Genomic DNA, 24216 nt, shown 5'->3' on the forward strand with positions numbered 1-24216 from the left:
TGTCACCCGCCCCATGCGGCAAGATGCCACCAGGTTATCGGGCCGCCATCGGCGACATATCCAGCGAAAAACGTCACCGTGATCACATGAACCGCGATGCCGCCGATCAATAGTCCGGCCGCGAGCAAGTGCAGCCGCCGCCAGTTGCCTAGGTCGCGCCCGACCGTACCGCGCGCCCCGACGGCTATCGCTTCACGATGCGACAGCCGGACATAAGCGAAGGTCAAAAAAGGGTGCCGAAACCAATGGGAACGGTTCGGTGAAAACAGCGCTTCATCGGCTGCGGGATCGAGCTGTTTCAACAGTTTCGTTTTCGCGTCGAGAATGCGGCGCAGCGCCACCTTGTCGACGGGACGTTCGGCGCGCAGTGCCGAACTGCGCGAGGCCATGACACGCGCCAGTTTTGCCGACCCGATGCTCCGCGCCCAGGCGCCCTGAATAATCAGGAAATAGACAAGCAGGACCAGTATTGCCGGCGGCCGCGTCCAGCCGCCGGCGCCGTGAATCGTCACCAGAACGGCGCCGGAAACGCCCGCCACGATATGGGCAACCAGCCATCGACGCGGCATGACGGCATTGCCGCCGCGTTTCACGAAGGCATATGCCGCTGGCACAAACAGCATTGCCGCACCGGCGACACCCACCCAGTAAAGCCCGACGCTGCCGGCCGTCTGCCAGGCCGACGCCAGAAAAGGCTGCCCGGCATAAATCACCGCGATGAACAGCACTGTACAACCTACCGCCAAGACAGACCGTTGCCCGGCCCAACCGCTCAACATCCTCAACCCCTTTTGCCGACTTGCGGGATATCGTATTCCGTCGGCTGCCGAAGGTCACGCCCCCGGTTCCAGTGAACACTGCCCGAATTCCTCAACGCCGCCGTCCGCCGGTTACGATCTCGCTCCGCAACCCCTATAATTGAAAACAGGAAATCAGACCGACAACCTCGGTTACGGGGGAAACGGGAATAATCCAAGGAAAAGCCAGGGGCGACAACGATGAAAAAAGTAAAGATCCTCAGCATTATACGGCTGAACGACAGCGACAAGAGAAAGATCGAGGCAGTCGATCCCGCCGTGGAACTGGTTGACGCCGGCGGCTGGTTCGATGGGGAATACCGGGAAACCTGGTCCCGATACGCCACAAGCCGCTATGTCGCTAATGGCTCCAACGGAAAGGGTACCCGCGCGGAACGCGACGCCTTGCTGGCGGATGCGGAAATTATTCTGGCGAGCTTTCCCTTCCCTTTCGATATCCGGTCCCGTTCACCAAAGCTGAAATGGCTGCACCAGCGCCCCGCCGGCGCCAGCAATCTGCTCGATTGCGACCTGTGGGGCAGCGACGTGACGGTGACAACGTCCCGCGGCCTCGCCAATGCGGAGCCGATTGCCGAGTGGGCCATTGCCGGCATGATGTATTTCGCCAGGGATTTCAATCATGCCGAGGCGGACCGCGCCTCCGGAAACTTCGAATTCGCCAAGTACCGGGGGCGCATGATCCGGGGCAAGACCGCCTGCGTTATCGGCGCCGGGGGTATCGGCCGCGAAGTCGGGCGGCTTTGCCATGCGCTCGGGATGAATGTCGTCGGCACGAAACGAACGGCTCCCGCCGCGGGAGAACGGCTTGCGGACGGATTTTCGGCACTCCATCCCGCCAGCGACTTGCATGAACTGCTCGCCCAAAGCGAGTTTGTCTTTGTCTGTTGTCACTGGACACCGGAAACCACAAACCTGCTGGACGCCGAAGCCTTTGCCGCCATGAAACCCGATACCACACTCGTCAATGTGGCGCGGGGTGAAATCATCGACGAGAACGCGATGCTGGACGCCTTGGATTCAGGTCATTTGCGCGGCGCGGCGCTGGATGTTTACGTTGGCGAATTCGAAGGATTACCGTCGGACCGAATGTGGAAGCATCCCAGGGTTCTCATCACGCCCCATGTTTCGAACGCCACCGACGTCAATATGCACAAGGGCATCGACCTGTTTTGCGAATATCTTGACGATTACCTGAAGGGGCGGCCGCTGCGTAATGTCATCGACTGGGAGCGCACTTACTGACTTGCGTCTGTTTCCGAATTACTGAGACTGGAAAAAAGCCGGACTGCATTATTCAGGACCAATGCATCATGCGTATCGCCGTTATCAACGATTACAAGAACCTGGCGCGGGACAGCGCCGACTGGAGCCAGCTGGCGTCCAGTCATTCCGTTGATTTCTATACCGATTTCCTTGCCAGCGGCGCCCCCGCCGCGGCGCGCCTCGCCCCCTATGACGTCGTCGTCGCCGCACGGGAAGAAACCCGGTTCGACCGGGCGCTTGTCGAACAGTTGCCCAATCTCAAGCTCCTGGTGACCCACGCAACGCGCAATGCCGCGTTCGACATGGCGGCGCTTGCAGAACACGGCGTCACGGTCTGCGGCACCGGATACGGCTTCGCCAACGCCACCGTTGAACTGGCATGGGGGCTGATCCTGTCCCTATTCAAGCGGATCCCGGCGGAAGATCGCGGCATCCGCGACGGTGAATGGGGCGTCGACCTGCCGCTTGGCCTCACCGGCAAAACGCTGGGCGTCCTGGGCCTTGGCGACCTGGGATCGGGCGTTGCGGCGGTCGGAAAGGCGCTTCAGATGAACGTGATTGCGTGGAGCCAGAACCTTACCGATGCGCGCTGTAATGAAATCGGCGTCAGCCGGGTATCACGGGAGGATCTGTTTCGACAATCGGATGTCGTCAGCATCCATCTTGTACTCGGGCCGCGCTACCGCGGCCTTATCGGCGCGCCGGAACTGGCCATGATGAAACCGACCGCCTATCTGATCAACACCTCGCGCGGCCCCATCGTGGATGAAACCGCGCTCGTCGAAGCCCTGAAAACCGGGGTTATCGCAGGGGCCGGCCTGGACGTCTTCGATGAAGAGCCCCTGCCCGACAATCACCCGCTTCGCAGCGTGCCGAATACGGTCCTGACGCCACATCTTGGCGGACGCACAAAGGAAAACTTCGCCGCCCGCTACCATGATTGCCTGGAAAATGTCATGGCCTGGCTGGACGGCAATCCGATCCGGGTCATGACCTGACGACCGTTCAGGCGGCCTTGCGTTTCCGCCGGGGGCAGGGCTTGACGGTTTTCGTTTCCGGGTCGAATTCCGAGCGCGCCGTATGGGCCAGGCTCCTGCCATAGATATGCAGTGACAGGGTCGTTGTGTCGCCGTCATTGCGCACGCTGTGAATGTCGTCCGGCATGAAAACCGCGATGTCGCCCGGCTCGACGACTACTTCGTGGTTCGCATGGATGTCGGCAAAACCCGGCTTCGACCCGTCATCGCGGCGCAACCAGTTCACGTTGGTTTCCCGCCCGTCCAGTCCGACCACGATTCCCCATGTCTGATGATCATGCGGTTTCACGCCGCGTCCGGGCAGCCAGGCGATCACTTCGACCAGCAAAGTATGGTCGGATTCCTCATGCAGGATTGTGATGCCGAATCCCTGTTCCTCGCTGCATTCATAGTATTCAGGCTTTATCCAGTCCCTGTCGTCCTTCAATCGGCCGGCCAGCGGCGCCGCTTTCCGGAGAACCGCCCGGGGATCATCATGGGCCGCGACGATTTCCCTGAGATCCCTGACCAGGGCGGCGATTGAATAGGCAGGCAAGGCATTCCCTCCATTCAGAACTGGGTTGTCGGGGCACTCGTGCCGCAGTCGCTTCGTCGAGCGCAAAGCGTCTGTCAATCGGCATCTCCGGCCTGCGGCAGCGAAGCAACAGCCGGGAAAGCGGCGCGGTAGCCGCTTCCCCGGTGGGCGCTATTTCAGGTTTCGGTCGAACAGGGCAAAAATCTTGCCCCAGGCACCTTCAGACTCTACCGGATTATAGACCGCCCGCTGGGCAAACATGTAGCCGTGATGGGTACCTTTCGGCCGCTCCAGAATATACTTTGCGGAACTTGCCTTCAGCGCCTTCACGAATGCCTCGTATTCCTCCTCCGGCACGCTCTGGTCAACTTCCGCGAAGGAATAGAACAGTTCGCCCGCAGTATCGTTCAGCAGCCTGTGCGGCGAATCTTCGGCATCCGTCACCATCTTCACGCTGTACAGCGACGCGCCGCAGGCGATTCGTGTCGGATACCGCGCCGCCGCGGCCGTGACGTGCTGGCCGCTCATGCAATGCCCGACAGCGCCGACCTTTCCCGGCGATGCCTTGGCCTGCGCGTCGATAAAGGCAAGAACCGCACCGGTATCTTCCACAACCCGCTGGATCGTCAGATGGTTCATCGAAGCGCGGATAACGCCCGACATGCCGTCATCGCGGCGCGGCAGATTGAAGCGCACCGTCCCCAGCCGGTAATACATGTCGAAAATGACGCAGAAATAGCCCTGCTTCGCAATACGGCGAACATGGTTGAGCAGTTCCTCGCGATAACCTGGCGCATCCATGTAGAATATAATTGCCGGAAAATGCCCCGGTTCGTCCGGAACGGCGGTAAAGCCCGGCGCCTCGCCGAATTGCGTTGGAATGGTAACATGCTGTTCGATTAGTGCCATATTATCGTCTCCCCTAGTCGTGATCTTTTATTGACGGTTTTGGATCAGGCTTCTGTCAGAAATGGCAGCACGGTCTCAAGCCACAGTTCCGGCGTCTGAACCGCCATGAAATGGCCGGACTCCGTTTCAACATATCGGGCGCCCGGAATGGCGCGGGCGATCGGTTCGATCATCGCGGGCGGGCGCAGCAGGTCATGCCTGGCGGAAATTACCAGCGTCGGACAGGTAATTTTGCCGTAGTCACCGGTCATATCCATATCAGCCAGCATCCGGTTGATCGCGGCAAAGCCGGACGGGTCATTCGCCAGCCAGCGCAACCGGTAGAGTTCGTAGCGCTCGCGGTTTCCACGCAATACTTCGGGATAGGACCGGTCGAGACTGGATTGCACCTGCGCACGCATGCCGTCGCGCTCGACTGCGTCCGCCCGCTCCAGAACCTGGGCACACCTGTCCTTCGAAACTCCTGTGGCGGGACTGCTGATCGCCAGTTTACTCACCCGTGCGGGGAACCGCGCGGCAAAGCCGAGAGCAATCGCGGCGCCGAGCGCCAACCCCGTGACATGGCAGGGCGCCGAAATCCCCAAACCATCCAGCAGGGCCGCGAGATCGTCCGCCATCGTATCCAGCGCCAGTGTCCCCTTGGCCTTCTCGGACAGCCCGAAACCACGCTGGTCATAACGCAATACGCGAAATTGCTTTTGCAATTCAGGAAGCACGTCGTCCCAGCTTTCGAGTGCGCCACCGAGCTCGTGAATCAGCACGAGCGTCTCGCTGCCCTGTCCGCTAAGCTCGTAGCGCAGGCTGACTCCGTTCACCTCAATCCACTTCATCGAATCCCCCCAAACTCCGAAAATAGCCGTCATTTTCTGCACAGGATAAGAAATCGCGTTCACTGCGCGGTCACGCGTGATATTAACCCGGCAACGGCTTTTGGAAACAACGCAGATACCCTTGGCGATACCGTAACGCAAAATTATTTGGTAAAGTACTCGGAAATCGTCAAAATCAAGCAAACAACCAGCGAGCGTGCCGCCCGGTGCGCTAAACATCCACAAAGGAGGGGACGGAATGGCTCCCAAGAGCGATATAGAAATTGCGCGTGAAGCAAAAATGCTGCCGATTCAGGAAATCGGCAAGCGCCTTGGGATACCAGATGATGACCTCTTCCGTTACGGCCCCTACAAGGCCAAAGTCTCCTTTGATTACATCAACACTCTGAAGGACAAGCCCGACGGCAAGCTGATTCTCGTCACCGCCATCACACCGACGCCGGCGGGCGAAGGCAAGACCACGACCTCGGTCGGACTTGCCGACGGCCTGAATCGTATCGGTAAGAAAACCATTGTCTGCCTGCGCGAACCGAGCCTCGGCCCCTGTTTTGGGATGAAGGGCGGCGCCGCGGGCGGCGGCTACGCCCAGGTCGTCCCGATGGAAGACATCAATCTGCATTTCACCGGCGACCTTCATGCCATCGGCACCGCCCACAACCTGCTGTCGGCGCTGATTGACAACCACATCTATTGGGGCAACGAACTGGGCATCGACGCACGGCGCATCACATGGCGGCGCGTCATGGATATGAACGAGCGCGCGCTGCGTGACGTTGTCACCTCGCTGGGTGGGGTCGCCAACGGTTTCCCGCGCCAGACCGGTTTCGACATCACCGTCGCATCCGAAGTCATGGCCATCTTCTGTCTCGCCCTGAACCTGAAGGATCTGCAGGAGCGGCTGTCCAGGATCGTCATCGGATACACCGGCGACCGGAAGCCGATATTCGCCAAAGACGTGCATGGACAGGGTCCGATGACGACGCTGCTCAAAGACGCGCTGATGCCGAACCTGGTGCAAACGCTGGAAAACAATCCGGCCTTTATCCATGGCGGTCCGTTCGCGAATATCGCCCATGGCTGCAATACGGTCCTGGCAACCACGACCGCCCTGAAACTGGCGGACTACGTCGTCACCGAAGCCGGTTTCGGCGCCGACCTTGGGGCCGAAAAGTTTTTCGATATCAAATGCCGCAAGGCGGGCCTGAAGCCGGCGGCGGCCGTCATCGTGGCGACCGTTCGCGCCCTGAAGATGCATGGCGGCGTTGCCCGGGCGGACCTCAACACCGAAAATACCGACGCGGTCCGCAAAGGTCTGGAAAATCTTGGCCGGCATGTGAGCAACGTTCAGAAGTTCGGTGTTCCCGCGATTGTCGGCATCAACCAGTTCATCGCCGATACGGACGCGGAAATGGACGTCGTCATGGAGTACTGCAAGTCGCTGGGCGTCGAGTGTTTCGTGAACTCCCACTGGGCCGACGGTGGCAAGGGTACGGAAGCGATCGCCGCCAAAGTTGCCGAGATTGCCGAAGGCGGTTCAGCCAGTTTCAAGCCCCTGTACAGCGCGGAACTGCCGCTGTGGGAGAAGATCCGCACAATTGTGAAGGATATTTACGGCGCCGATGACGCAACGGCTGATTCCGCGGTACTGAACCAGATTGCGCAGTATGAAAAGGAAGGTTACGGCAACTTCCCGGTCTGTATGGCGAAGACGCAGTACAGTTTCTCGTCCAATCCGGACCTGAAAGGCGCGCCGTCCGGGTTCACCGTTCCCGTCCGCGAGGTACGGCTTTCCGCCGGGGCCGAATTCCTGGTCGCGATCTGCGGATCGATCATGACAATGCCCGGTTTGCCGCGCGTCCCCGCCGCGAACAGTATCTATGTGAACGACAATGGCGATATAGAAGGCCTGTTCTAAGCCTGTTTCCCCTCTAGATCAGTAAACAGGCGGAGTATGATGACAGATACGGTATCAACAATAAGAAAACGGCAACATCCCGGGCGCGGTCGCGGTAAAACCAGATTGCACCCGAAAGGCCGGCAGGTCGATCCCGCGGTGCAGGACGAAGTTCGATCGCTGCTCGCGGGACGACCACGGGACCGCGACCTCCTCATCGAATACCTGCACCTGATCCAGGATTCGCAGGGCTGTCTGCCCTCGGCCCATCTCGTCGCGCTGGCCAGCGAGATGAACCTGCCGATGGCCGAAGTGTATGAGGTTGCGTCTTTTTACGCGCATTTCGATATCGTACAGGATGACGAAACGCGGCCCTCGGAAATCACCATCCGGGTTTGCGACAGCCTGACCTGTGAATTGTTGGGCGCGCAGGCGCTTCTCGAGACGCTTGGCGATAAATACGCCGGGTCGGTCCGGGTTGTCCCCGCGCCGTGCATGGGGCGTTGCGACAGCGCCCCGGTCGCGGAAGTCGGTCACAACCATGTTGTCAATGCAACGCCTGAATCGGTCGACGCGGTCGTAACCGCCCGCCATTTTCATCCCGCTATGCCGGCGTATCGCAATTTCGAAGCCTATTGCGCCGACGGCGGATACGCCCTGCTGCGGGCCTGTCTGGACGGGCAGCGTACCGTCGAAAGTGTTCTGGCAACAATGGACGATTCAGGTCTGCGGGGTATGGGCGGCGCCGGATTCCCAACCGGACGCAAATGGCAGTTTGTCCGCGCCGGCGCGAAACCGCGCTATCTCACCGTAAATGGCGACGAAGGCGAGCCAGGCACCTTCAAGGACCGCCACTACCTGGAAACGGACCCGCACCGATTTCTGGAAGGCATGCTCATCGCGGCCTGGGCTGTCGAAGCGGATCGAAGCTACATCTATCTGCGCGACGAATATCCGCAGATCCGCGCACTGCTTTTGGCGGAGTTGCCGAAACTGGCCGCCGCCGGCCTGGCGCCCGAGGGCTTCGTTGAACTTCGCCGTGGCGCAGGCGCCTATATCTGCGGCGAAGAATCCGCGATGATCGAAAGTATCGAAGGCAAGCGCGGCCTTCCCCGCCATCGCCCGCCCTATGTCGCGCAGGTCGGCCTTTTCGGCCGTCCGACACTGGTCAACAATATCGAAACCCTGTTCTGGATTCGGGATATCCTGGAAAAGGGGCCTGGCTGGTTTGCCGACCACGGCCGCAACGGCGGCAAAGGCATGCGCAGCTTTTCGGTTTCCGGCAGGGTCGCGCAGCCGGGCGTGAAGCTGGCGCCGGCGGGCATTACCGTTCGCGAACTGATCGACGAATATTGCGGCGGCATGGCGGAAGGGCATACGTTCAAGGCCTACCTGCCCGGCGGCGCCTCAGGCGGTATACTGCCCGCGGCAAAGGGTGACCTGCCACTCGAATTCGGCAAGCTGGAATCCGAAGGCTGCTTCGTCGGTTCGCATGCGGTTGTCATCCTGTCCGACAAGGACAATATGGGTGATGTGGCGCGAAACCTGATGCGGTTCTTTGAAGATGAAAGCTGCGGACAATGCACGCCGTGCCGCGTCGGTACCGAAAAGGTCGTGGCCCTGATGAATAATCCGAAGTGGGATGCGGGGCTGCTGAATGAAGTCGGCCGCGCCATGGCGGATGCCTCGATCTGCGGCCTGGGCCAGGCCGCCGCGAACCCCGTGTTTTCTGTCCTGAAGCATTTCCCCGAGGAAGTGATATGAGTGACGCCGTTACCTTTACGCTCAATGACGCGACTGTCGAAGCGCAGCCGGGCGAAACGATCTGGCAGGTTTCGCAACGTCTTGGCATTGAAATTCCACATCTGTGCTATACGCCGGAACCGGGCTATCGCGCCGACGGCAACTGTCGCGCCTGCATGGTGGAAATCGAGGGCGAACGGGTGCTCGCGCCGTCGTGCATACGGACGCCGACGGATGGCATGAAGGTCAATACGGCCTCCGACAGGGCCAGGAACGCCCGCAAGATGGTTTTCGAAATGCTCGTTGCGGACCAACCGGCCCGCGAGGTGGCGCATGACCGGCAATCCAAGTTCTGGAACTGGGCGGACAAGGTCGAGGTGGCCGACAGCCGCCTGCCCGCCCACGGGCGGGTCGCTCCCGATTCAAGCCATATGGCGATGGCCGTCAATCTGGACGCCTGCATCCATTGCAATCTCTGCGTCCGCGCCTGCCGTGAGGTCCAGGTGAACGATGTTATCGGCATGGCCTATCGCGGCCATGGCAGCAAGGTCGTGTTCGACTTTGACGATCCCATGGGCAACAGCACCTGTGTCGCCTGCGGCGAATGTGTGCAGGCCTGCCCGACCGGCGCGCTGATGGAATCCGCGCTGCTCGATGAAAATGGCGTCGGCAGGACGGATGCGTTGCGCGAAGTCGATAGCGTCTGCCCCTATTGCGGCGTCGGCTGCCAGCTCACCTATCAGATCAAAGGCAACGAAATTGTCGCCGTGCAGGGCCGTACGGGTCCGGCAAACGAAAACAGGCTATGCGTGAAGGGGCGGTTCGGCTTCGACTACGTGAAACACCCCCACCGCCTGACCAAACCGATGATCCGCCGCGACGACGCGCCCAAATCCGCCGATATGGATATCGATCCGGCCAATCCGTGGACGCATTTCCGCGAGGCGACCTGGGACGAGGCGCTTGAACGGGCCGGTTCCGGACTGCGGACGATCCTCGACCGCGACGGCCCCAGCGCCATGGCCGGTTTCGGTTCCGCGAAGGGCTCCAACGAGGAAGCTTACCTGTTCCAGAAACTGATCCGGACCGGTTTTGGCACCAACAATGTCGATCACTGCACCCGGCTGTGCCATGCCTCGTCGGTCGCGGCCCTGATCGAAGGCATCGGCTCCGGCGCGGTGACTGCGCCGTTTACCGCGTGCGAGGATTCCGAGGTCATCATTGTCATCGGCGCCAATCCGACGGAAAATCACCCCGTGGCCGCAACATTCTTCAAACAGGCCGCCAAACGCGGCGCGAAGCTTATCGTCATGGACCCTCGCGGCCAGGCATTGCGGAAACAGGCAACGCATATGTTGCAGTTCAAGCCGGGGTCGGATGTCGCGATGCTGAACGCCCTGCTGAACGTGATCATCACCGAAGAGCTATACGACCGGCAGTATGTGGAATCCCAGACGGAAGGATTCGAACAGCTCAAGGCCCATATCGTCGACTTCACCCCCGAGGCGATGTCGGAAATCTGCGGTGTTGACGCGGAAACCCTGCGGACGGTCGCACGCACTTATGCGCGCGCGGAATCGGCGATCATTTTCTGGGGTATGGGCATTTCGCAGCACATCCATGGCACGGACAATGCGCGTTGCCTGATCGCCCTGTCGCTGATTACCGGGCAGGTCGGACGGCCCGGTACCGGCCTGCATCCGCTACGGGGCCAGAATAATGTTCAGGGCGCTTCCGATGCCGGGCTGATCCCGATCATGTATCCCGATTACCAGCCGGTCGGCTTGGAAGATGTGCGCAAACGGTTCGAGGATGCCTGGGGCACGCCACTGGACCCCAACCGCGGCCTGACCGTGGTCGAAATCATGGATGCGGTCCATAACGACGTGATCAAGGGCATGTATATCATGGGCGAAAACCCCGCGATGTCCGACCCCGATGCGGACCATGCCCGGGCCGCACTCGCGAAGCTGGAATGCCTGGTTGTCCAGGACCTCTTCCTGACGGAAACCGCCTTCCATGCCGATGTCGTTCTGCCCGCATCGGCCTGGCCGGAGAAAGACGGCACCGTGACCAATACAAACCGCCAGGTGCAGATGGGTCGTCGCGCCCTGGACCTGCCGGGGGAGGCCCGGGCGGATTGGTGGATCGTGCAGGAAGTCGCCCGTCATATCGGGCTCGACTGGAACTACAGCCACCCCCGTGAAGTCTTTGCCGAAATGAAGCTGGTCATGGGCTCGCTGGACAATATCACCTGGGAAAGGCTGGAACGCGAAAGCGCCGTCACCTACCCCGTCGACGGACCGGATGTTCCCGGCAACGAAATCGTCTTTGGCGATGGCTTCCCGACCGCAGACGGCCGCGGCAGACTGGTGCCCGCCAGCATCATCCCGCCGGGCGAAGTGCCCGACGACGAATTCCCCATGGTGCTGAGCACGGGACGGCAACTCGAACACTGGCATACCGGGGCAATGACCAGGCGCAGCCAGATCCTGGACCACCTGGAGCCGGAAGCCGTCGCGCAGTTGTCTTCCCGTGACCTGTTCCGTCTGGGCCTGAAGGCGGGAGACATGATCCGCGTTGAAACACGGCGCGGCGCGATCGAACTGAAGGCGCGTGTCGACGGCGCGATACCGGAAGGCATGATCTTCGTGCCCTTCTGCTACGCGGAAGCCCCGGCAAACGTCCTGACCAATCCGCAACTGGATCCGTTCGGCAAGATTCCCGAGTTCAAATACTGTGCCGCCAGAATCAGCAGCGCCGCCGGGGCGGACGCCGCCGACTGACCATCACGTTCAGACGAGACCGGTATCTTCCGGCAGACCGAGCATGATGTTCATGTTCTGCACGGCCATGCCCGACGCGCCCTTGCCGAGATTGTCGATGAGCCCCATCACGACCGCCTGCTCGCAACCTTCGTTGCCGAAGACATGCAGGCGAAGCAGATTGGTATCGTTCAGGCCTTCCGGTTCCAACCCGGTCATCTTCGCGCTTTCCGCCAGGGGAACCACCGATACAAACCGGCAACCGGCATAATGCGCTGTCAGCGTCCGGTGAATATCCGACGGGGTCGGTCTGTTCGCCAGCGCCCATAATTGCAGCGGCACCTGCACGATCATGCCCTGACGGTAACGCCCCACGCTCGGCACGAAGAGCGGACGCTTCGTCAGCCCGGAATACCGCTGGATTTCCGGTACATGCTTGTGTTCCAGCGTCAGCCCGTAAACATTGAAGGGCGCGGTTGTGTAATTCGCGGCTGTCGAATCCTCGTAAGAGGCAATCATGCCCTTGCCGCCGCCGCTGTAACCGGATACGGCATTGATCGTAATCGGTGTATCCGCGGCCAGTATTCCGCTTGAAACCAGCGGGTGCAGCATCGCGATGCTGGTCACGGCATAACATCCGGGATTGCTGACCCGCCTGGCGGCCGCAATCGCCGCGCGTTGTTTCTCCGAATGTTCAGAGAAGCCGAAGATCCAGTCATCCGCCACACGATGCGCCGTGCTGGCATCAATCAGCCGGGCGTTCGGATTGTCGACCAGGGCAACCGCTTCGCGCGCCGCAGGGTCGGGAAGACAAAGTATGGACAGGTCGGCATCATTGAGCGCTTCGCGACGTCGGGCGGAATCCTTCCGTTCCGATTCCGAAAGATGCAGCAGTTTGATATCGCTGCGATCCTTGAGCCGCGCGTGAATCTGCAGCCCTGTCGTTCCCACTTCACCGTCGATGAAAACCGTCGATACCATTTCGATACCCTCCATAAAAAAAATCGGACGCCCCGAAGAGGCGCCCGATCTGAACAACGACCCGAAACCCCGGGATTAACGTTTGGAGAACTGGAAGCTACGTCGCGCTTTCGCCCGGCCATACTTCTTGCGCTCAACAACGCGCGAGTCGCGTGTCAGGAAGCCGCCCGCCTTCAGGGTCGGGCGCAATCCCGGCTCGAACACCGTCAGCGCCTTGCTGATTCCATGGCGAACAGCGCCGGCCTGACCTGATAGCCCGCCGCCGGTCACCGTACACATTACGTCATACTGCCCGTCGCGATTTACCGCCGAAAAGGGCTGGTTGATCATCATCCGCAGGACCGGCCGCGCAAAATAGGTTTCGATCGTGCGGCCATTGACAACGATGCGCCCCGCGCCCGGTTTGATCCAAACCCGCGCCACCGCATTTTTACGCTTGCCCGTCGCATAGGACCGTCCCTGCGCATCGACCCGCGCTTCGATGGGATCTGCCGTATCGGCGGATACGGCTGCCGGCTCGTCCGTCGGGGCAACGCCCGTCGCGGCGCCGAGATCCGCAAGACTGCGTATCGATTCGGGTCGCCGTTCGGCGCCGCCCGTGCCCTTATCGTTCTGTTCAGCCATTGTCATGCACTCCGCTTGTTCTTTTCATTCATCGACGCCACGTCCAGGATTTCCGGATTCTGCGCTTCGTGCGGATGCTCGCCGCCGGCGTATACGCGCAAGTTGGACATTTGCTGGCGCGCCAGCTTGTTCTTCGGCAGCATTCTTTCCACGGCCTTGAGAATAACGTTCTCCGGCTGCTTGCCCGACAGGATATCGCCGGCAGTCCGGGATTTGATGCCGCCGGGATAACCGGTATGCCGGTAGTAAACCTTGTCCGAAAGCTTCTTGCCCGTGAGATGCACTTTTTCGGCATTGATCACGATGACATTGTCGCCGCAATCCACATGGGGAGTGAAGTACGGACGGTGTTTGCCGCGCAGGATTTTGGCAATCTCCGCCGCCATGCGGCCCAGAACGACCCCGTCGGCATCGACGACAAGCCATTTTTTCTGCACGTCGGCAGGCTTCATTGAATATGTTTTCATGGCCTCGATTTTCCTCTGACTGCGATCCGCGCCACTACCGGGACCATTCAAGTTGTCCTTCATGACATCCGTCGCGAACGGGCGCGGAGTATGTCAGAAACGATTGGACAGTCAATAAGAATAATCATGAATTAATATCACTAAATCATATAGTTATTTAACGGTATTATAATACCGTTAAATTAAGTCCATAAAATAATGGCCTTATGGGATTTCGGCATGATTGTCTGCATCCCCTCTCGACCGGGACCGCGCCGTGAAAACCGGCAAGGCGCGAATGACCGAACAGGTGCTGCGGGAAAAGCCGTCGCAGGAGCCTGATGCGCCGGAAATTCCATTGTTTCTTGCGGACAGGCTACCTCTGCAACTACATTCAAACCTCTATCGAACAATCTGTAATCCGGGTAAAATTCGTCATCATGAAAAGTTCCGCGCCTTCCCCCCTTGCAGAAACCGGGCTCCCGGTCCTGTTGCGCGACGACAGAGACGGGATCGCAAGGCTGACCCTGAACCGGCCGGAAACCCGCAATGCCCTTTCGCTTGAACTGATGGCTTCCCTGCGGCACGAATTCGCCGATATTTCGAAGAGCCCCTCCATCCGCGCGGTAGTTCTTGCCGCCAACGGAACCGGGTTCTGCGCCGGGCACGACCTGCGCCAGATACGGGAAAATCCCAATCGGGCCTATTACGAAGCGACGCTTGAGGCATGTGTAGCGGTCATGCTGGCGATCATGCGGTGCCCGAAACCGGTAATCGCGCGGGTCCAGGGCATCGCCAGCGCGGCGGGTTGCCAGCTTGTCGCGACCTGCGACCTTGCCGTTGCGGCGACGGAAGCACGCTTCGCAACCCCCGGCGTCCATATCGGGTTGTTCTGTTCGACGCCCATGGTTGCGCTGAGCCGCAATATCGGCCGCAAGGAAGCGATGGAGATGCTGCTGCTCGGTGAACCGGTCACGGCAACCCGGGCGCGGGAAATCGGCCTCGTCAACCGGGTGGTTTCCGCCAATCTTCTTGATTCCACGATACAGGAGATAACGGATTCAATACGGGCCAGGTCGCCGCTCACCCTGGCCATCGGCAAGGAAGCGTTTTACCGGCAGATCGAAATGACCGCGGAAGACGCTTATATTTACGCGGGCGATGTCATGGTCCGCAATATGCTGGCAGAGGATTCCGACGAAGGCATTTCCGCATTTCTCGAAAAGCGCCCGCCAGTCTGGCGCGGACGGTAGACGATGCAGCATGACAGCTATTCCGACGACTACATCCGGGACATTCTCCGCGACACGCAGACCATCGCCATGGTCGGCGCCAGCACGAACTGGAAGCGCCCCAGTTACTTTGTGATGAAATACATGCAGTCGAAAGGCTTTCGCGTTATTCCGGTCAACCCGGGTTCCGCGGGCGAAGACCTGCTGGGCGAAACCGTCGTAGCCTCCCTGTCGGATATATCCGTACCGGTCGATATGGTTGACATCTTCCGCAATTCCGAAGCTGCGGGGACAGTCACGGACGACGCCATCACCATCGGTGCGAAAATCGTCTGGATGCAGTTTTCCGTGCGCAATGAAGCAGCCGCGCAAAGGGCGGAAGATGCGGGTCTCCGGGTTATCATGGACCGTTGCCCGAAAGTCGAATATTCGCGCTTGCACGGCGAGTTGGCCTGGAACGGGTTCAATTCCAGGATTATTTCCAGCAAGCGGCAAAAACGGTGAACCGGCCATGAAGAAACGGGAGCCGGGCTTCGAAACCCTTGCGGTCCATGCGGGCGGCACACCTGACCGGGCCACGGGCGCGCGGCAAACGCCCATCTATCAGACCGCGTCCTTCGTCTTCGACGATGCCGAACACGCGGCCTCCCTGTTCAATCTGCAGACCCCCGGATTTATTTATTCGCGATTGACCAATCCTACGGTCGCCGCATTGGAGGAACGCTGCGCCGCGCTGGAAGACGGGATCGGCGGCACCGCGACCGCGTCCGGCCATGCGGCGCAAATTCTTGCGCTATTCCCGCTGATGTCGCCGGGCGACGAGATCGTGGCGGCGAACAAGTTGTATGGCGGCTCGATCAATCAGATGGGACACAGCTACAGGAAATTCGGCTGGAATGCCCTTTTTGTCGATCCCGACGATCCGGAAAATTTCCGCACCGCCATTACCGGGCGCACCCGAGCCGTTTTCATCGAGAGTCTGGCTAATCCGGGCGGGGTGGTAACCGATATCCGCGCCATCGCCGATATCGCGCATGAATCAGGTATCCCTCTCATCGTCGACAATACACTGGCGACACCATATCTATGTCGCCCGTTCGACCATGGCGCGGATATCGTCGTGCATTCGACAACCAAGTTTCTCGCAGGCAATGGCACCGCGATTGGCGGGGTCGTCATCGATTCCGGCAGGTTCGACTGGCTGCAAAATGACAGATTCCCAAGCCTGTCAAAGCCCGCGCCGGAATATCATGGCCTGGTCTTTGCCGAAACCTTTGGCGCATTGTGCTACACGATTTACGGCCATGCGGTCGGTTTGCGGGACCTTGGCGCCAGTCAGGCGCCCATGAACGCCTTCCTGACCCTGCTGGGCATTGAAACCCTGCCCTTGCGCATGGACCGTCATTGCGCCAACGCATTGGCGGTCGCGCAATACCTGGTCACGCATCCATCCGTCACCTGGGTTTCCTATGCCGGACTGGCTACCGACAAATACCATGCCCTCGCACAGCGCTACCTGCCCAAAGGCGCCGGCGCCGTCATGACCTTCGGTCTCTCGGGCGGCTATGATGCCTGTGTCCGACTGGTGGAGCATGTCGAACTGTTCAGTCATCTGGCGAATATCGGCGATGCCCGATCCCTGATCATTCACCCGGCATCTACCACCCACAGACAACTGACGGATGCGCAACTCACCGCCTCGGGCGCCAGCGCCGATGCCATTCGCCTGTCGATCGGCATCGAAACCGTGGACGACATCATCGCCGACCTGGATCAGGCGCTTGCCAGGGCCGCGGCAACCAGTCCCGTATCCGCATGAGCAATTCTTCTTCCAACACCCTGATCCTGCTCAACGCTGTCATCCTTGCGGTGACGGCGGAGGTGCCGCGATTTCTCGTCACGCCCCATGGCGACCACCTGCCGGAAGGATCCGGCCCTGCCCTGCCCTATGGCCCGTTTGAGCCCAGCCATCACCGGACCCTTGAAATCGCCCTGCGTGGCTGGGTCGAAGATCAGACCGGGCTGCCCATCGGCTATGTCGAACAGTTATATACGTTCGGGGATCGATACCGCGATCCCCGGGAACTGGCCGGCGGGCCGCGGGTTGTCTCCGTCGGCTATCTGGCGCTTATCCGCGAAGCCCCGCCCCCCGGCGACGCCGAATGGCTGGACTGTTACGACTTTTTTCCCTGGGAGGATTGGCGGGGCGGACGTCCCGGTATAATCGACAGCATCATTATTCCCGCGCTGGAAAAATGGGTCGAGGCGGCGCTAACCGAAAGTGAAAAATTTATCCGGAAGGAACGGGTATCCATTGCCTTTGGCGCCGTGGAGGCCGGCTGGGATTCCAAACTCGTCCTCGAACGATATGAAATTCTGTATGAGGCCGGGTTGGTTGGTGAAGCTGACAGGGATCATCACGCCCGGATGTCGGAACAAGGGGGTTTGCTTCGCGATCCTGAGTCCCGTCCGATGGAATGTGCCTCAACAGGAATGATGGCTGCACTGGACCATCGCCGCATGATGGCCACGGCGCTTGGCCGGATTCGGGGCAAACTGCGTTACCGGCCGGTGGTGTTCGAATTGCTTCCCGAAAAATTCACCCTGCTGCAACTGCAGCGCGTCGCGGAAAGCCTCGCCGGACTCAGTCTCCACAAGCAGAATTTCCGGCGTCTGGTGGTCAACAACCGGCTTGTCGTCGCGACCGGTAAGTTCGACCGGCAAGGCGCCGGTCGTCCCGCGGAACTGTTCCAATTCCGCCGGGATGTCCTTCGGGAAAGGCCGGCGCCAGGTGTCGGCATCCCAACCCGTTCCGCCAGCTAGATTTTTCCGATCCGTTTACCGGGGTCCAGGGCCCCTATTGTCCCGGAGGAATAGAAATTTTATATATACTCAAATAGAGTATTTAAATTTAGTCTGAAAGAGCATAAATAAGTTCAGACAGATTAAAACCAATCGCTACCAGAAAAGGACGGAAGCGATGTCGACCTCACTTGCCTATACACCGGAAATCGCCGCACAAACGGCGCATTTATACACCAGGGTCGAACGGGTCATCCCGGAAATCGAATGGCCGGTTTTTGCGCCGCAGATCGCCGCGATAAACGCATTGAAGAAAGAACGCAATGCCATCGTGCTGGCACATAATTACCAGACACCCGAAATCTATCATTGCGTATCGGATTTCGTCGGTGACTCGCTTGCCCTGGCGCGCAAGGGCGCGGATGTCGAAGCGGATATTATCGTCATGGCCGGCGTGCATTTCATGGCGGAAACCACCAAGCTGCTGAACCCTGAAAAGATAGTCCTGATTCCCGACCTCGGGGCCGGTTGTTCGCTGGCGGCTTCGATTACCGGGGCCGATGTCCGCGCCATGCGCGAGAAGCATCCTGGCGCACCCGTTGTCAGCTACGTCAATACGACGGCGGAAGTAAAAGCTGAAACGGATATATGCTGCACATCCGGCAACGCCGTCGAAGTGGTCGAGTCTTTGGGCGTCGACAAGGTGATCTTCCTGCCCGACGAATATCTCGCCATGCATGTGGCCAGACAGACAGGTGTCGAAATCATTCCCTGGAAAGGGCACTGCGAGGTCCATGAGCGCTTTACCGGGGCCGAGATCGATGCCTATCGCAAGGATTTTGAGGGATTGCAGGTCATCGCCCACCCCGAATGCCCGCCGGACGTACTGGATGCCGCGGACTATGTGGGTTCGACCAAGGGTATGCAGGATTTCGTCACCCGCGAACAGCCGAAACGCGTGCTAATGGTTACGGAATGCTCAATGAGCGACAATGTCTCAACCGCCAACCCCGGTGTCGAGTTTATCCGTCCCTGCAACCTGTGCCCGCATATGAAGCGGATCACACTGGACAATATCCTGACCTCGCTTCAAACGCTCCAGCCGCGGGTCGAAATCGATCCGGTGATCGCCGCCCGCGCCAGGCGCTCCGTCGAACGCATGATCGAGATCGGGGGAAATAACCGTCAGTCGTAGTTGGAGACTTCGACGAGATTGCCGTCGGGGTCGCGGAAATAAACCGAATTGATAGGCCCGATTGCCCCGCTGCGGGGGGTCGGGCCTTCTTCGATGGCGACGCCGCAGGCCTTCAAATGGGCTATCACCTCGGCGACCGGCGTTTCCGTAATCAGGCAGAAATCGGCTGTGCCCTGGATATGATTCACGGCGCGGCGCGCCTCCTCCCAGCCAGCCGGCTGCAGGTTGATTTTCTGCTGCCCGAATCCCAGCGCCAGCCTGCCATTGCCGAACTCGATCCGCCGCATGTTCAATACCCGGACGTAGAAATCGCAGATCGTCTCTATATTGCTGCAGGGAATGACAAAATGGTCGATGCGCTCTATCCGGAACATGGCATTACTCCGCGGGAATGACGGCGCTGCGGACGCGGTTCGGCGGCAACGCCAGCAACAGAACGAAGACACATGCCGCCGCCATGGCGATGCCCGCAAACAGCCAGACGAATCCGCCGGTCGCGCCCTTCACCAAGGCGACCAGTTCGATCGACACGGGCGCCGCGACAAACGCCAGCACGAACTTGATCCCGAAGGCGAGCCCGTGCTGTTTTGTCGGCGTGTAATGCGCCAGCATCATGTTCTCTGCCGGCAGCGCCGCGACATTCACCATGATCGCGAGCGCCGCAAACCCGACAATCCCGAATCCCGCACTGGCGGCCAGGCCGGCCATGACGATAATCTGCAGGAACCAGCAGGAGACATAAACAAGTTTCAGCGGGAATCTGTCCGCCAGAATTCCGCCGACAACCTGCATGATGCCGCCGAGAAAAAAGACGAAGGCGAATACCGCGCCGACTCCCATGGCGCCGTCACCCAGCACGCCGGAAAGCTGTTCCGTGAAGAGTTTCGGCAGCGCCGTCTGCATGACGTGATAGATCACGCCGCCGATGAACATCGAAATGAGCAGCAGCAGGAAGACGCGGATCAGTTCCCCCCGGCTGGAAATGTGGCTCTTTTTAGCGGCTGTTCCCGTGTCGGAGATCCGGTGCGCAATAATGAACCAGAGCATTACGGCGCCCGTCAGGACGCTCACAATTCCCGGCAGGATAAATGTCGCGCGCCATCCGGACAGGTCGATCAGGGCCCCCGCCACAAGTCCCGCGGCAGCCGTGCCGAAGCTACCGAAGATTCCGTTGACGGCGAGGGTTTTACCCACCTTCCCCGGCCCGGCGCCGCGGATCATCCAGGGTATCCCCACGGGATGATAGATCGACGCGAATAATCCCAGCCCCGCCAGGGTTATGGTAATGAAGACGGGTCCGTCTGCAATGCCGGTCAGGATGGACGATGCGCCGAGCCCCAGAAAGAACACCGCCATCATCCCCGGTGCGCTCCACCGGTCGCCCAGCCGGCCGGCCGGAATGGCGCCCAGCCCCAACATGAGGGCGCCAAGCGTCCAGAGGCGCAGCAGTTCCTCATACGGCATCTGCCATAACGATTCTTCAGCCATCGTCACCACGGCGATTGCGAAAAACGCCATGAACATATGGACGTAGAAATGGCCGATACTGGAAAACAAAAGCGACAGGCGCGCGGAACTCATTGACCTTTTTCCTCAGTGAGAGGACACCATGCCAGCGTCCGCCCCATACAAGCGCCAATTATGGGCATCGCATCGGTACCAGTAAATAGTACCGCGCAGATCGGGGTCACCTGTTTCGCGGAATTTGCCGCCATCGACAGCCATAATGCCGGACCGACAAGCGCATTGCACAAGGCACCGCGGAACGCTTCCGCGCGTATGGTATCGCGACCTTCCCGGCGGCAATCTTCGCCGCTGTTTCGCCAACCGCGCCGTCACCAAGGGAAAAATGCCCTGCCAGCGTCACCGGCCCCGCCGCACCAAAGCGCCAATGAAATTCGCAACGCAGACGACGGTCCTGTTCCGCAGCAGTTGCGCCATACCCTGCCGTCTGCCCAGGCCAAAAGGCGCCAGCATGAACAGTTTCGCCAGGGGCAGCGCGCCGCCTTGGCAACACCCGCGATCTCCATCCGTTCAGCGATTTTCGCCGGCGATTAGGCGTCCGTCAGCCCGTACTGCGTGTATTTTCCCCCGTCACGCTCCAACATCCCGCGTCTCTGTCTCAATCCAGTCCAGGAATTCCGGGTTTCCGTCATGGATCGGCAATGCCACGATGCACGGACAGTCGTAACTGTGCATCGTGTTAACCTTTTCAATCAGCGGGCTAAGCAGTTCCGCGCGGGTTTTGACGATCAGAACGGATTCCGTATCTTCCCGCAACTGGCCCTCCCAACGGTAGACTGACGTGACTTTCTCGCACACGTTTGCGCAGGCAGCGTATCGTGAATCCACGAGCGCACGTGCGATTTGCAATGCCTCGGCCTTGTCGCTGGCGGTTATGTAAACGAAAAATGCGGACATTCTTCCCCTTCTTGGATATTGCCATGTTGGCCTTTGACGCCGACCTGCCGTAGGATAGCACATCCACCCTGCAATATAGCGGCGTTGCTGAATTCGATCCGGAACGAACCCATGGCCAGAAAATCCGATTCCACCAGCCAGTCACAGGCCGCGCAGCAGGACGAAATCGAACGCAAGCCGACAGCGGCACAACGCGCCTGGCTTCGGTGTGGCCTGGATCAGGCCGGCGGCAAGCTGCCGCTGTTCGACGCGGATGGCCAAAGGATCAAGGAGCGCACGATCCGCAGTTGTATCGAACAGGGCTGGGCCGAACCCTGGTTCAACAATCCGATCAAGCCTGACTGGCTCGTCTGCAAACTCACCGAACCCGGGCGCGGTGTCGTCAGCTGACCGGACCGGACCAATAAAATGGCTGAGCCCCCAGACCTGTTGCTCGTCAACCCGGGCGGACGGGAAAAAGTGTACCAGCAGCTTGGCGGCGACCTGACGGCCATTGAGCCGCCGCTCTGGTGCCGGCTGATCGCGGGCTACGCCCTCGACCGCGGCCATTCCGTCGAAATACTCGATTCCGAAGCCCTGGGCCTCGGCGTCGATGCCCTCGCGGCGGCGGTCGCGGCCCGCGCCCCGCGCCTGGTCGGCATGATCGTCTTCGGGCACCAGCCATCCGCGTCGACCCAGCAGATGGCGGCAGCCGGCGAAGCCTGCACCGCCATCAAGGCCATAACGCCCGATCAGCCGATCCTCATTGCCGGCGGTCATGTTTCGGCCCTGCCGGAACGCACGCTGGCGGAAGAAGCCGTCGATTTCGCCTGCAATGGCGAAGGGCCGGTTACGGTGCATCAATTGCTGGAAACGCTCGGGCGCGTCGACCTCGACTTCGCCCGCGTCGAAGGTCTCGTCTGGCGGGATGGAGACATAATCCGCAACAATCCGGCGGCGCCGCTGATCACGGATATGGACGGCGATCTGCATGGCAATGCGTGGCATCTTCTGCCAATGCCCCAATACCGGGCGCATAACTGGCAATGTTTCGGCGACCTTGGCGCGCGCCAGCCTTACGCCTCGATCTACACTTCGCTCGGCTGTCCGTTCCGGTGCAATTTCTGCTGCATCAACGCGCCATTCGGCGCCAATCGCTACCGCATGCGCAGTCCGGCGGCCGTGGTCGCGGAAATTGACGTGCTCTATCGCGAGTACGGCGTGAAGACCTTCAAGATCATTGATGAGATGTTCGTTTTGAACGACCGGCATGTCACCGAAATCTGTGAAGGCCTGGCAGCGAAATCTTATGCGCCGGATCTCAATATCTGGGCTTATGCCCGGATCGATACGGTCAGGCCTGAGCGGCTCGACCTGCTGCGCCGCGCCGGCCTGCGCTGGCTGGCGCTGGGCATTGAATCGGGCAGCGCCCATGTTCGCGACGGCGCCGAGAAATCCTTCGGACAGGATGACATCCGTGAAGTCGTCCGGCTGATCCAGCGCGCCGGAATCAGCGTTATCGGCAATTACATTTTTGGCCTGCCCGACGACGATCATGAAACGATGCGCCAAACGCTCGACCTGGCGATGGAGCTTAATTGCGAATTCGCCAATTTCTATTCCGCCATGGCCTATCCGGGGTCGCCGCTCTATACGATGGCTGTCGCGAAGGGCTGGGACCTGCCGGAATCCTGGAACGGCTATTCGCAGCACAGTTTCGATTGCCGCCCGTTGCCTACGGAAAACATATCCGCCGCGGATGTCCTGCGTTTCCGCGACGACGCCTTTCACGAATATTACGCCGCCAAACGCTATCTCGACATGGCGACGCAGAAATTCGGCGCCGAGACCCGCCGCCATATCGAACAGATGTCGGCGGCGCGTCTGAAACGGGCGCTGCTCGGCGATACGCGAAACGCGCCATGAGCGCCAGGGCGAAGACACTTGTTTTCGATCTCGACGGCACCCTGGTCCATAGCGCGCCTGACCTGCATGCAGCATTGAACCGCACGCTGAACGACGCGGGACGCCCCGACGTGACCCTCGAACAGGTGACCCGGATGATCGGCGACGGCGTCGCCGCGCTGGTGGCGCGCGGTTTCGAGGCCAGCGGCGGCCCCGCCCCGGATCCCGACGACGCCGTGTCCCGGTTTCGGGAATATTACAGCCGCGACACCGTGACCCTGACAACGCTGTACCCTGGCGTGCTCGAAACACTGGAAAGGCTGCGCGAGACCGGGCATCAAATGGCGGTCTGCACCAATAAACCCGCGGAACCCGCCATGGCCGTGCTCGACGCATTCGGGCTAAGCGGTTATTTTTCGGCGGTGACCGGCGGGGACACGTTTGCCATGCGAAAGCCCAGCCCCGGCCACCTGCTCGGCACGATCGCGATGATGCAGGCCGATCCCGAACATGCGGTGATGATCGGCGACAGTCAGAATGACGTTCAGGTCGCCTTGAATGCCGCCGTGCCGGTGATCGCCGTCGCGTACGGATACCGCCGTATTCCGGCGGAAGACCTGGGCGCCGATATCCTGATCGACAGGTTCGACCGGGTTCCCGAGGCGCTGCTGCGCCTGGGCCTCCACTGATTTCCATCGGGTCGCTTGACACCTGAACAGCCGGAACGTAAATCTGCGGCCGGAAACGGCACGGGCGCGTAGCTCAGCGGGAGAGCACTGCCTTCACACGGCAGGGGTCACAGGTTCAATCCCTGTCGCGCCCACCATTTTTTTCAAGCACTTATCCGACCATACCAAT

General features: G+C 60.2%; 24 protein-coding genes and 1 tRNA gene. 15 read left to right on the plus strand and 10 right to left on the minus strand.

The window, feature by feature from the left end:
- Positions 1-2 precede the first annotated feature (2 nt).
- A complete protein-coding gene (locus WD767_19755) occupies positions 3-746 on the minus strand; it encodes a hypothetical protein (GenBank protein ID MEX2618326.1) in 744 nt (247 codons plus the stop codon).
- A 252-nt stretch (positions 747-998) separates the two neighbouring features.
- On the opposite strand from WD767_19755, the gene WD767_19760 reads away from it, so the two are divergent.
- Together WD767_19760 and WD767_19765 are read left to right on the plus strand one after the other, a co-directional pair.
- Complete coding sequence (locus WD767_19760; GenBank protein ID MEX2618327.1) at positions 999-2060, plus strand: D-2-hydroxyacid dehydrogenase; 1062 nt, start codon at positions 999-1001, stop codon at positions 2058-2060.
- 68 nt (positions 2061-2128) lie between these two features.
- Positions 2129-3079 (plus strand): D-2-hydroxyacid dehydrogenase family protein, encoded by a 951-nt coding sequence (locus WD767_19765; GenBank protein MEX2618328.1) that lies wholly within the window; start codon positions 2129-2131, stop codon positions 3077-3079.
- A gap of 7 nt (positions 3080-3086) precedes the next feature.
- On the opposite strand, the gene WD767_19770 is transcribed toward WD767_19765, so the two are convergent.
- The 3 genes from WD767_19770 to WD767_19780 form a co-directional block, all read right to left on the minus strand.
- Entirely contained in the window at positions 3087-3653 is a 567-nt protein-coding gene (locus WD767_19770; protein MEX2618329.1) for a cysteine dioxygenase family protein, read from the minus strand.
- A 150-nt stretch (positions 3654-3803) separates the two neighbouring features.
- The gene (locus tag WD767_19775) at positions 3804-4541 is read right to left on the minus strand and encodes a dienelactone hydrolase family protein (GenBank protein MEX2618330.1); all 738 of its coding nucleotides are present in this window, start codon (positions 4539-4541) and stop codon (positions 3804-3806) included.
- 44 nt (positions 4542-4585) lie between these two features.
- On the minus strand, positions 4586-5554 hold the full coding sequence (locus WD767_19780; GenBank protein MEX2618331.1) for an alpha/beta fold hydrolase: 969 nt from the start codon (positions 5552-5554) through the stop codon (positions 4586-4588).
- Positions 5555-5609: 55 nt separating this feature from the next.
- Here WD767_19780 and WD767_19785 point away from each other — a divergent pair, with 55 nt between their 5' ends.
- From WD767_19785 to fdhF, 3 genes are read left to right on the plus strand one after another with little or no spacing between them, the layout of a single operon-like run.
- Positions 5610-7286 carry a formate--tetrahydrofolate ligase gene (locus WD767_19785; protein MEX2618332.1) on the plus strand — a complete coding sequence of 559 codons (1677 nt, stop codon included), beginning with the start codon at positions 5610-5612 and terminating at the stop codon, positions 7284-7286.
- A 39-nt stretch (positions 7287-7325) separates the two neighbouring features.
- Complete coding sequence (locus WD767_19790) at positions 7326-9029, plus strand: NAD(P)H-dependent oxidoreductase subunit E (GenBank protein ID MEX2618333.1); 1704 nt, start codon at positions 7326-7328, stop codon at positions 9027-9029.
- Positions 9026-11794 carry a formate dehydrogenase subunit alpha gene (fdhF, locus tag WD767_19795; GenBank protein ID MEX2618334.1) on the plus strand — a complete coding sequence of 923 codons (2769 nt, stop codon included), beginning with the start codon at positions 9026-9028 and terminating at the stop codon, positions 11792-11794. The genes WD767_19790 and fdhF overlap by 4 nt, the downstream gene beginning before the upstream one ends.
- A gap of 9 nt (positions 11795-11803) precedes the next feature.
- On the opposite strand, the gene argC is transcribed toward fdhF, so the two are convergent.
- The 3 genes from argC to rplM form a co-directional block, all read right to left on the minus strand.
- Positions 11804-12754, minus strand: a complete 951-nt coding sequence (gene argC, locus WD767_19800) for an N-acetyl-gamma-glutamyl-phosphate reductase (protein ID MEX2618335.1) — start codon at positions 12752-12754, stop codon at positions 11804-11806.
- Positions 12755-12829: 75 nt separating this feature from the next.
- Positions 12830-13378: a 30S ribosomal protein S9 gene (gene rpsI, locus WD767_19805; GenBank protein ID MEX2618336.1), complete on the minus strand. Its 549-nt coding sequence runs from the start codon at positions 13376-13378 to the stop codon at positions 12830-12832.
- A gap of 2 nt (positions 13379-13380) precedes the next feature.
- Positions 13381-13845, minus strand: a complete 465-nt coding sequence (gene rplM / locus WD767_19810) for a 50S ribosomal protein L13 (protein MEX2618337.1) — start codon at positions 13843-13845, stop codon at positions 13381-13383.
- Positions 13846-14264: 419 nt separating this feature from the next.
- Between rplM and WD767_19815 the strand changes: the two genes are divergently transcribed.
- From WD767_19815 to nadA, 5 genes are all read left to right on the plus strand, one after another.
- Positions 14265-15077, plus strand: a complete 813-nt coding sequence (locus WD767_19815; GenBank protein ID MEX2618338.1) for an enoyl-CoA hydratase — start codon at positions 14265-14267, stop codon at positions 15075-15077.
- Positions 15078-15080: 3 nt separating this feature from the next.
- Entirely contained in the window at positions 15081-15560 is a 480-nt protein-coding gene (locus WD767_19820) for a CoA-binding protein (protein MEX2618339.1), read from the plus strand.
- A 7-nt stretch (positions 15561-15567) separates the two neighbouring features.
- Positions 15568-16875, plus strand: a complete 1308-nt coding sequence (locus tag WD767_19825; GenBank protein ID MEX2618340.1) for an O-acetylhomoserine aminocarboxypropyltransferase — start codon at positions 15568-15570, stop codon at positions 16873-16875.
- A complete protein-coding gene (locus tag WD767_19830) occupies positions 16872-17879 on the plus strand; it encodes a hypothetical protein (protein MEX2618341.1) in 1008 nt (335 codons plus the stop codon). The genes WD767_19825 and WD767_19830 overlap by 4 nt, the downstream gene beginning before the upstream one ends.
- A gap of 157 nt (positions 17880-18036) precedes the next feature.
- Positions 18037-19053: a quinolinate synthase NadA gene (nadA, locus tag WD767_19835; GenBank protein ID MEX2618342.1), complete on the plus strand. Its 1017-nt coding sequence runs from the start codon at positions 18037-18039 to the stop codon at positions 19051-19053.
- Here the strand turns inward: nadA and WD767_19840 are convergent.
- Positions 19044-19427, minus strand: coding sequence for a VOC family protein (locus WD767_19840; protein ID MEX2618343.1), 384 nt, complete (start codon positions 19425-19427; stop codon positions 19044-19046). The two genes, nadA and WD767_19840, sit on opposite strands and share 10 nt — an antisense overlap.
- A gap of 4 nt (positions 19428-19431) precedes the next feature.
- A complete protein-coding gene (locus WD767_19845; GenBank protein MEX2618344.1) occupies positions 19432-20634 on the minus strand; it encodes an MFS transporter in 1203 nt (400 codons plus the stop codon).
- A gap of 60 nt (positions 20635-20694) precedes the next feature.
- Here WD767_19845 and WD767_19850 point away from each other — a divergent pair, with 60 nt between their 5' ends.
- On the plus strand, positions 20695-21111 hold the full coding sequence (locus WD767_19850) for a hypothetical protein (protein ID MEX2618345.1): 417 nt from the start codon (positions 20695-20697) through the stop codon (positions 21109-21111).
- Between the two features lie 36 nt (positions 21112-21147).
- On the opposite strand, the gene cutA is transcribed toward WD767_19850, so the two are convergent.
- Positions 21148-21474, minus strand: coding sequence for a divalent-cation tolerance protein CutA (gene cutA / locus WD767_19855; GenBank protein MEX2618346.1), 327 nt, complete (start codon positions 21472-21474; stop codon positions 21148-21150).
- A gap of 111 nt (positions 21475-21585) precedes the next feature.
- Here cutA and WD767_19860 point away from each other — a divergent pair, with 111 nt between their 5' ends.
- The 4 genes from WD767_19860 to WD767_19875 all read left to right on the plus strand — a co-directional run bounded on the left by WD767_19860 (position 21586) and on the right by WD767_19875 (position 24184).
- Positions 21586-21864 carry a hypothetical protein gene (locus WD767_19860; protein MEX2618347.1) on the plus strand — a complete coding sequence of 93 codons (279 nt, stop codon included), beginning with the start codon at positions 21586-21588 and terminating at the stop codon, positions 21862-21864.
- An 18-nt stretch (positions 21865-21882) separates the two neighbouring features.
- Positions 21883-23379: a radical SAM protein gene (locus WD767_19865; GenBank protein MEX2618348.1), complete on the plus strand. Its 1497-nt coding sequence runs from the start codon at positions 21883-21885 to the stop codon at positions 23377-23379.
- Positions 23376-24047 (plus strand): phosphoglycolate phosphatase, encoded by a 672-nt coding sequence (gene gph / locus WD767_19870; GenBank protein ID MEX2618349.1) that lies wholly within the window; start codon positions 23376-23378, stop codon positions 24045-24047. Before WD767_19865 ends, gph begins: the two co-directional genes overlap by 4 nt.
- A 62-nt stretch (positions 24048-24109) precedes the next feature.
- Positions 24110-24184, plus strand: a tRNA-Val gene (locus WD767_19875).
- Positions 24185-24216 lie beyond the last annotated feature (32 nt).

The sequence above is a fragment of the Alphaproteobacteria bacterium genome, from assembly GCA_040905865.1.
Lineage (GTDB): Bacteria > Pseudomonadota > Alphaproteobacteria > UBA8366.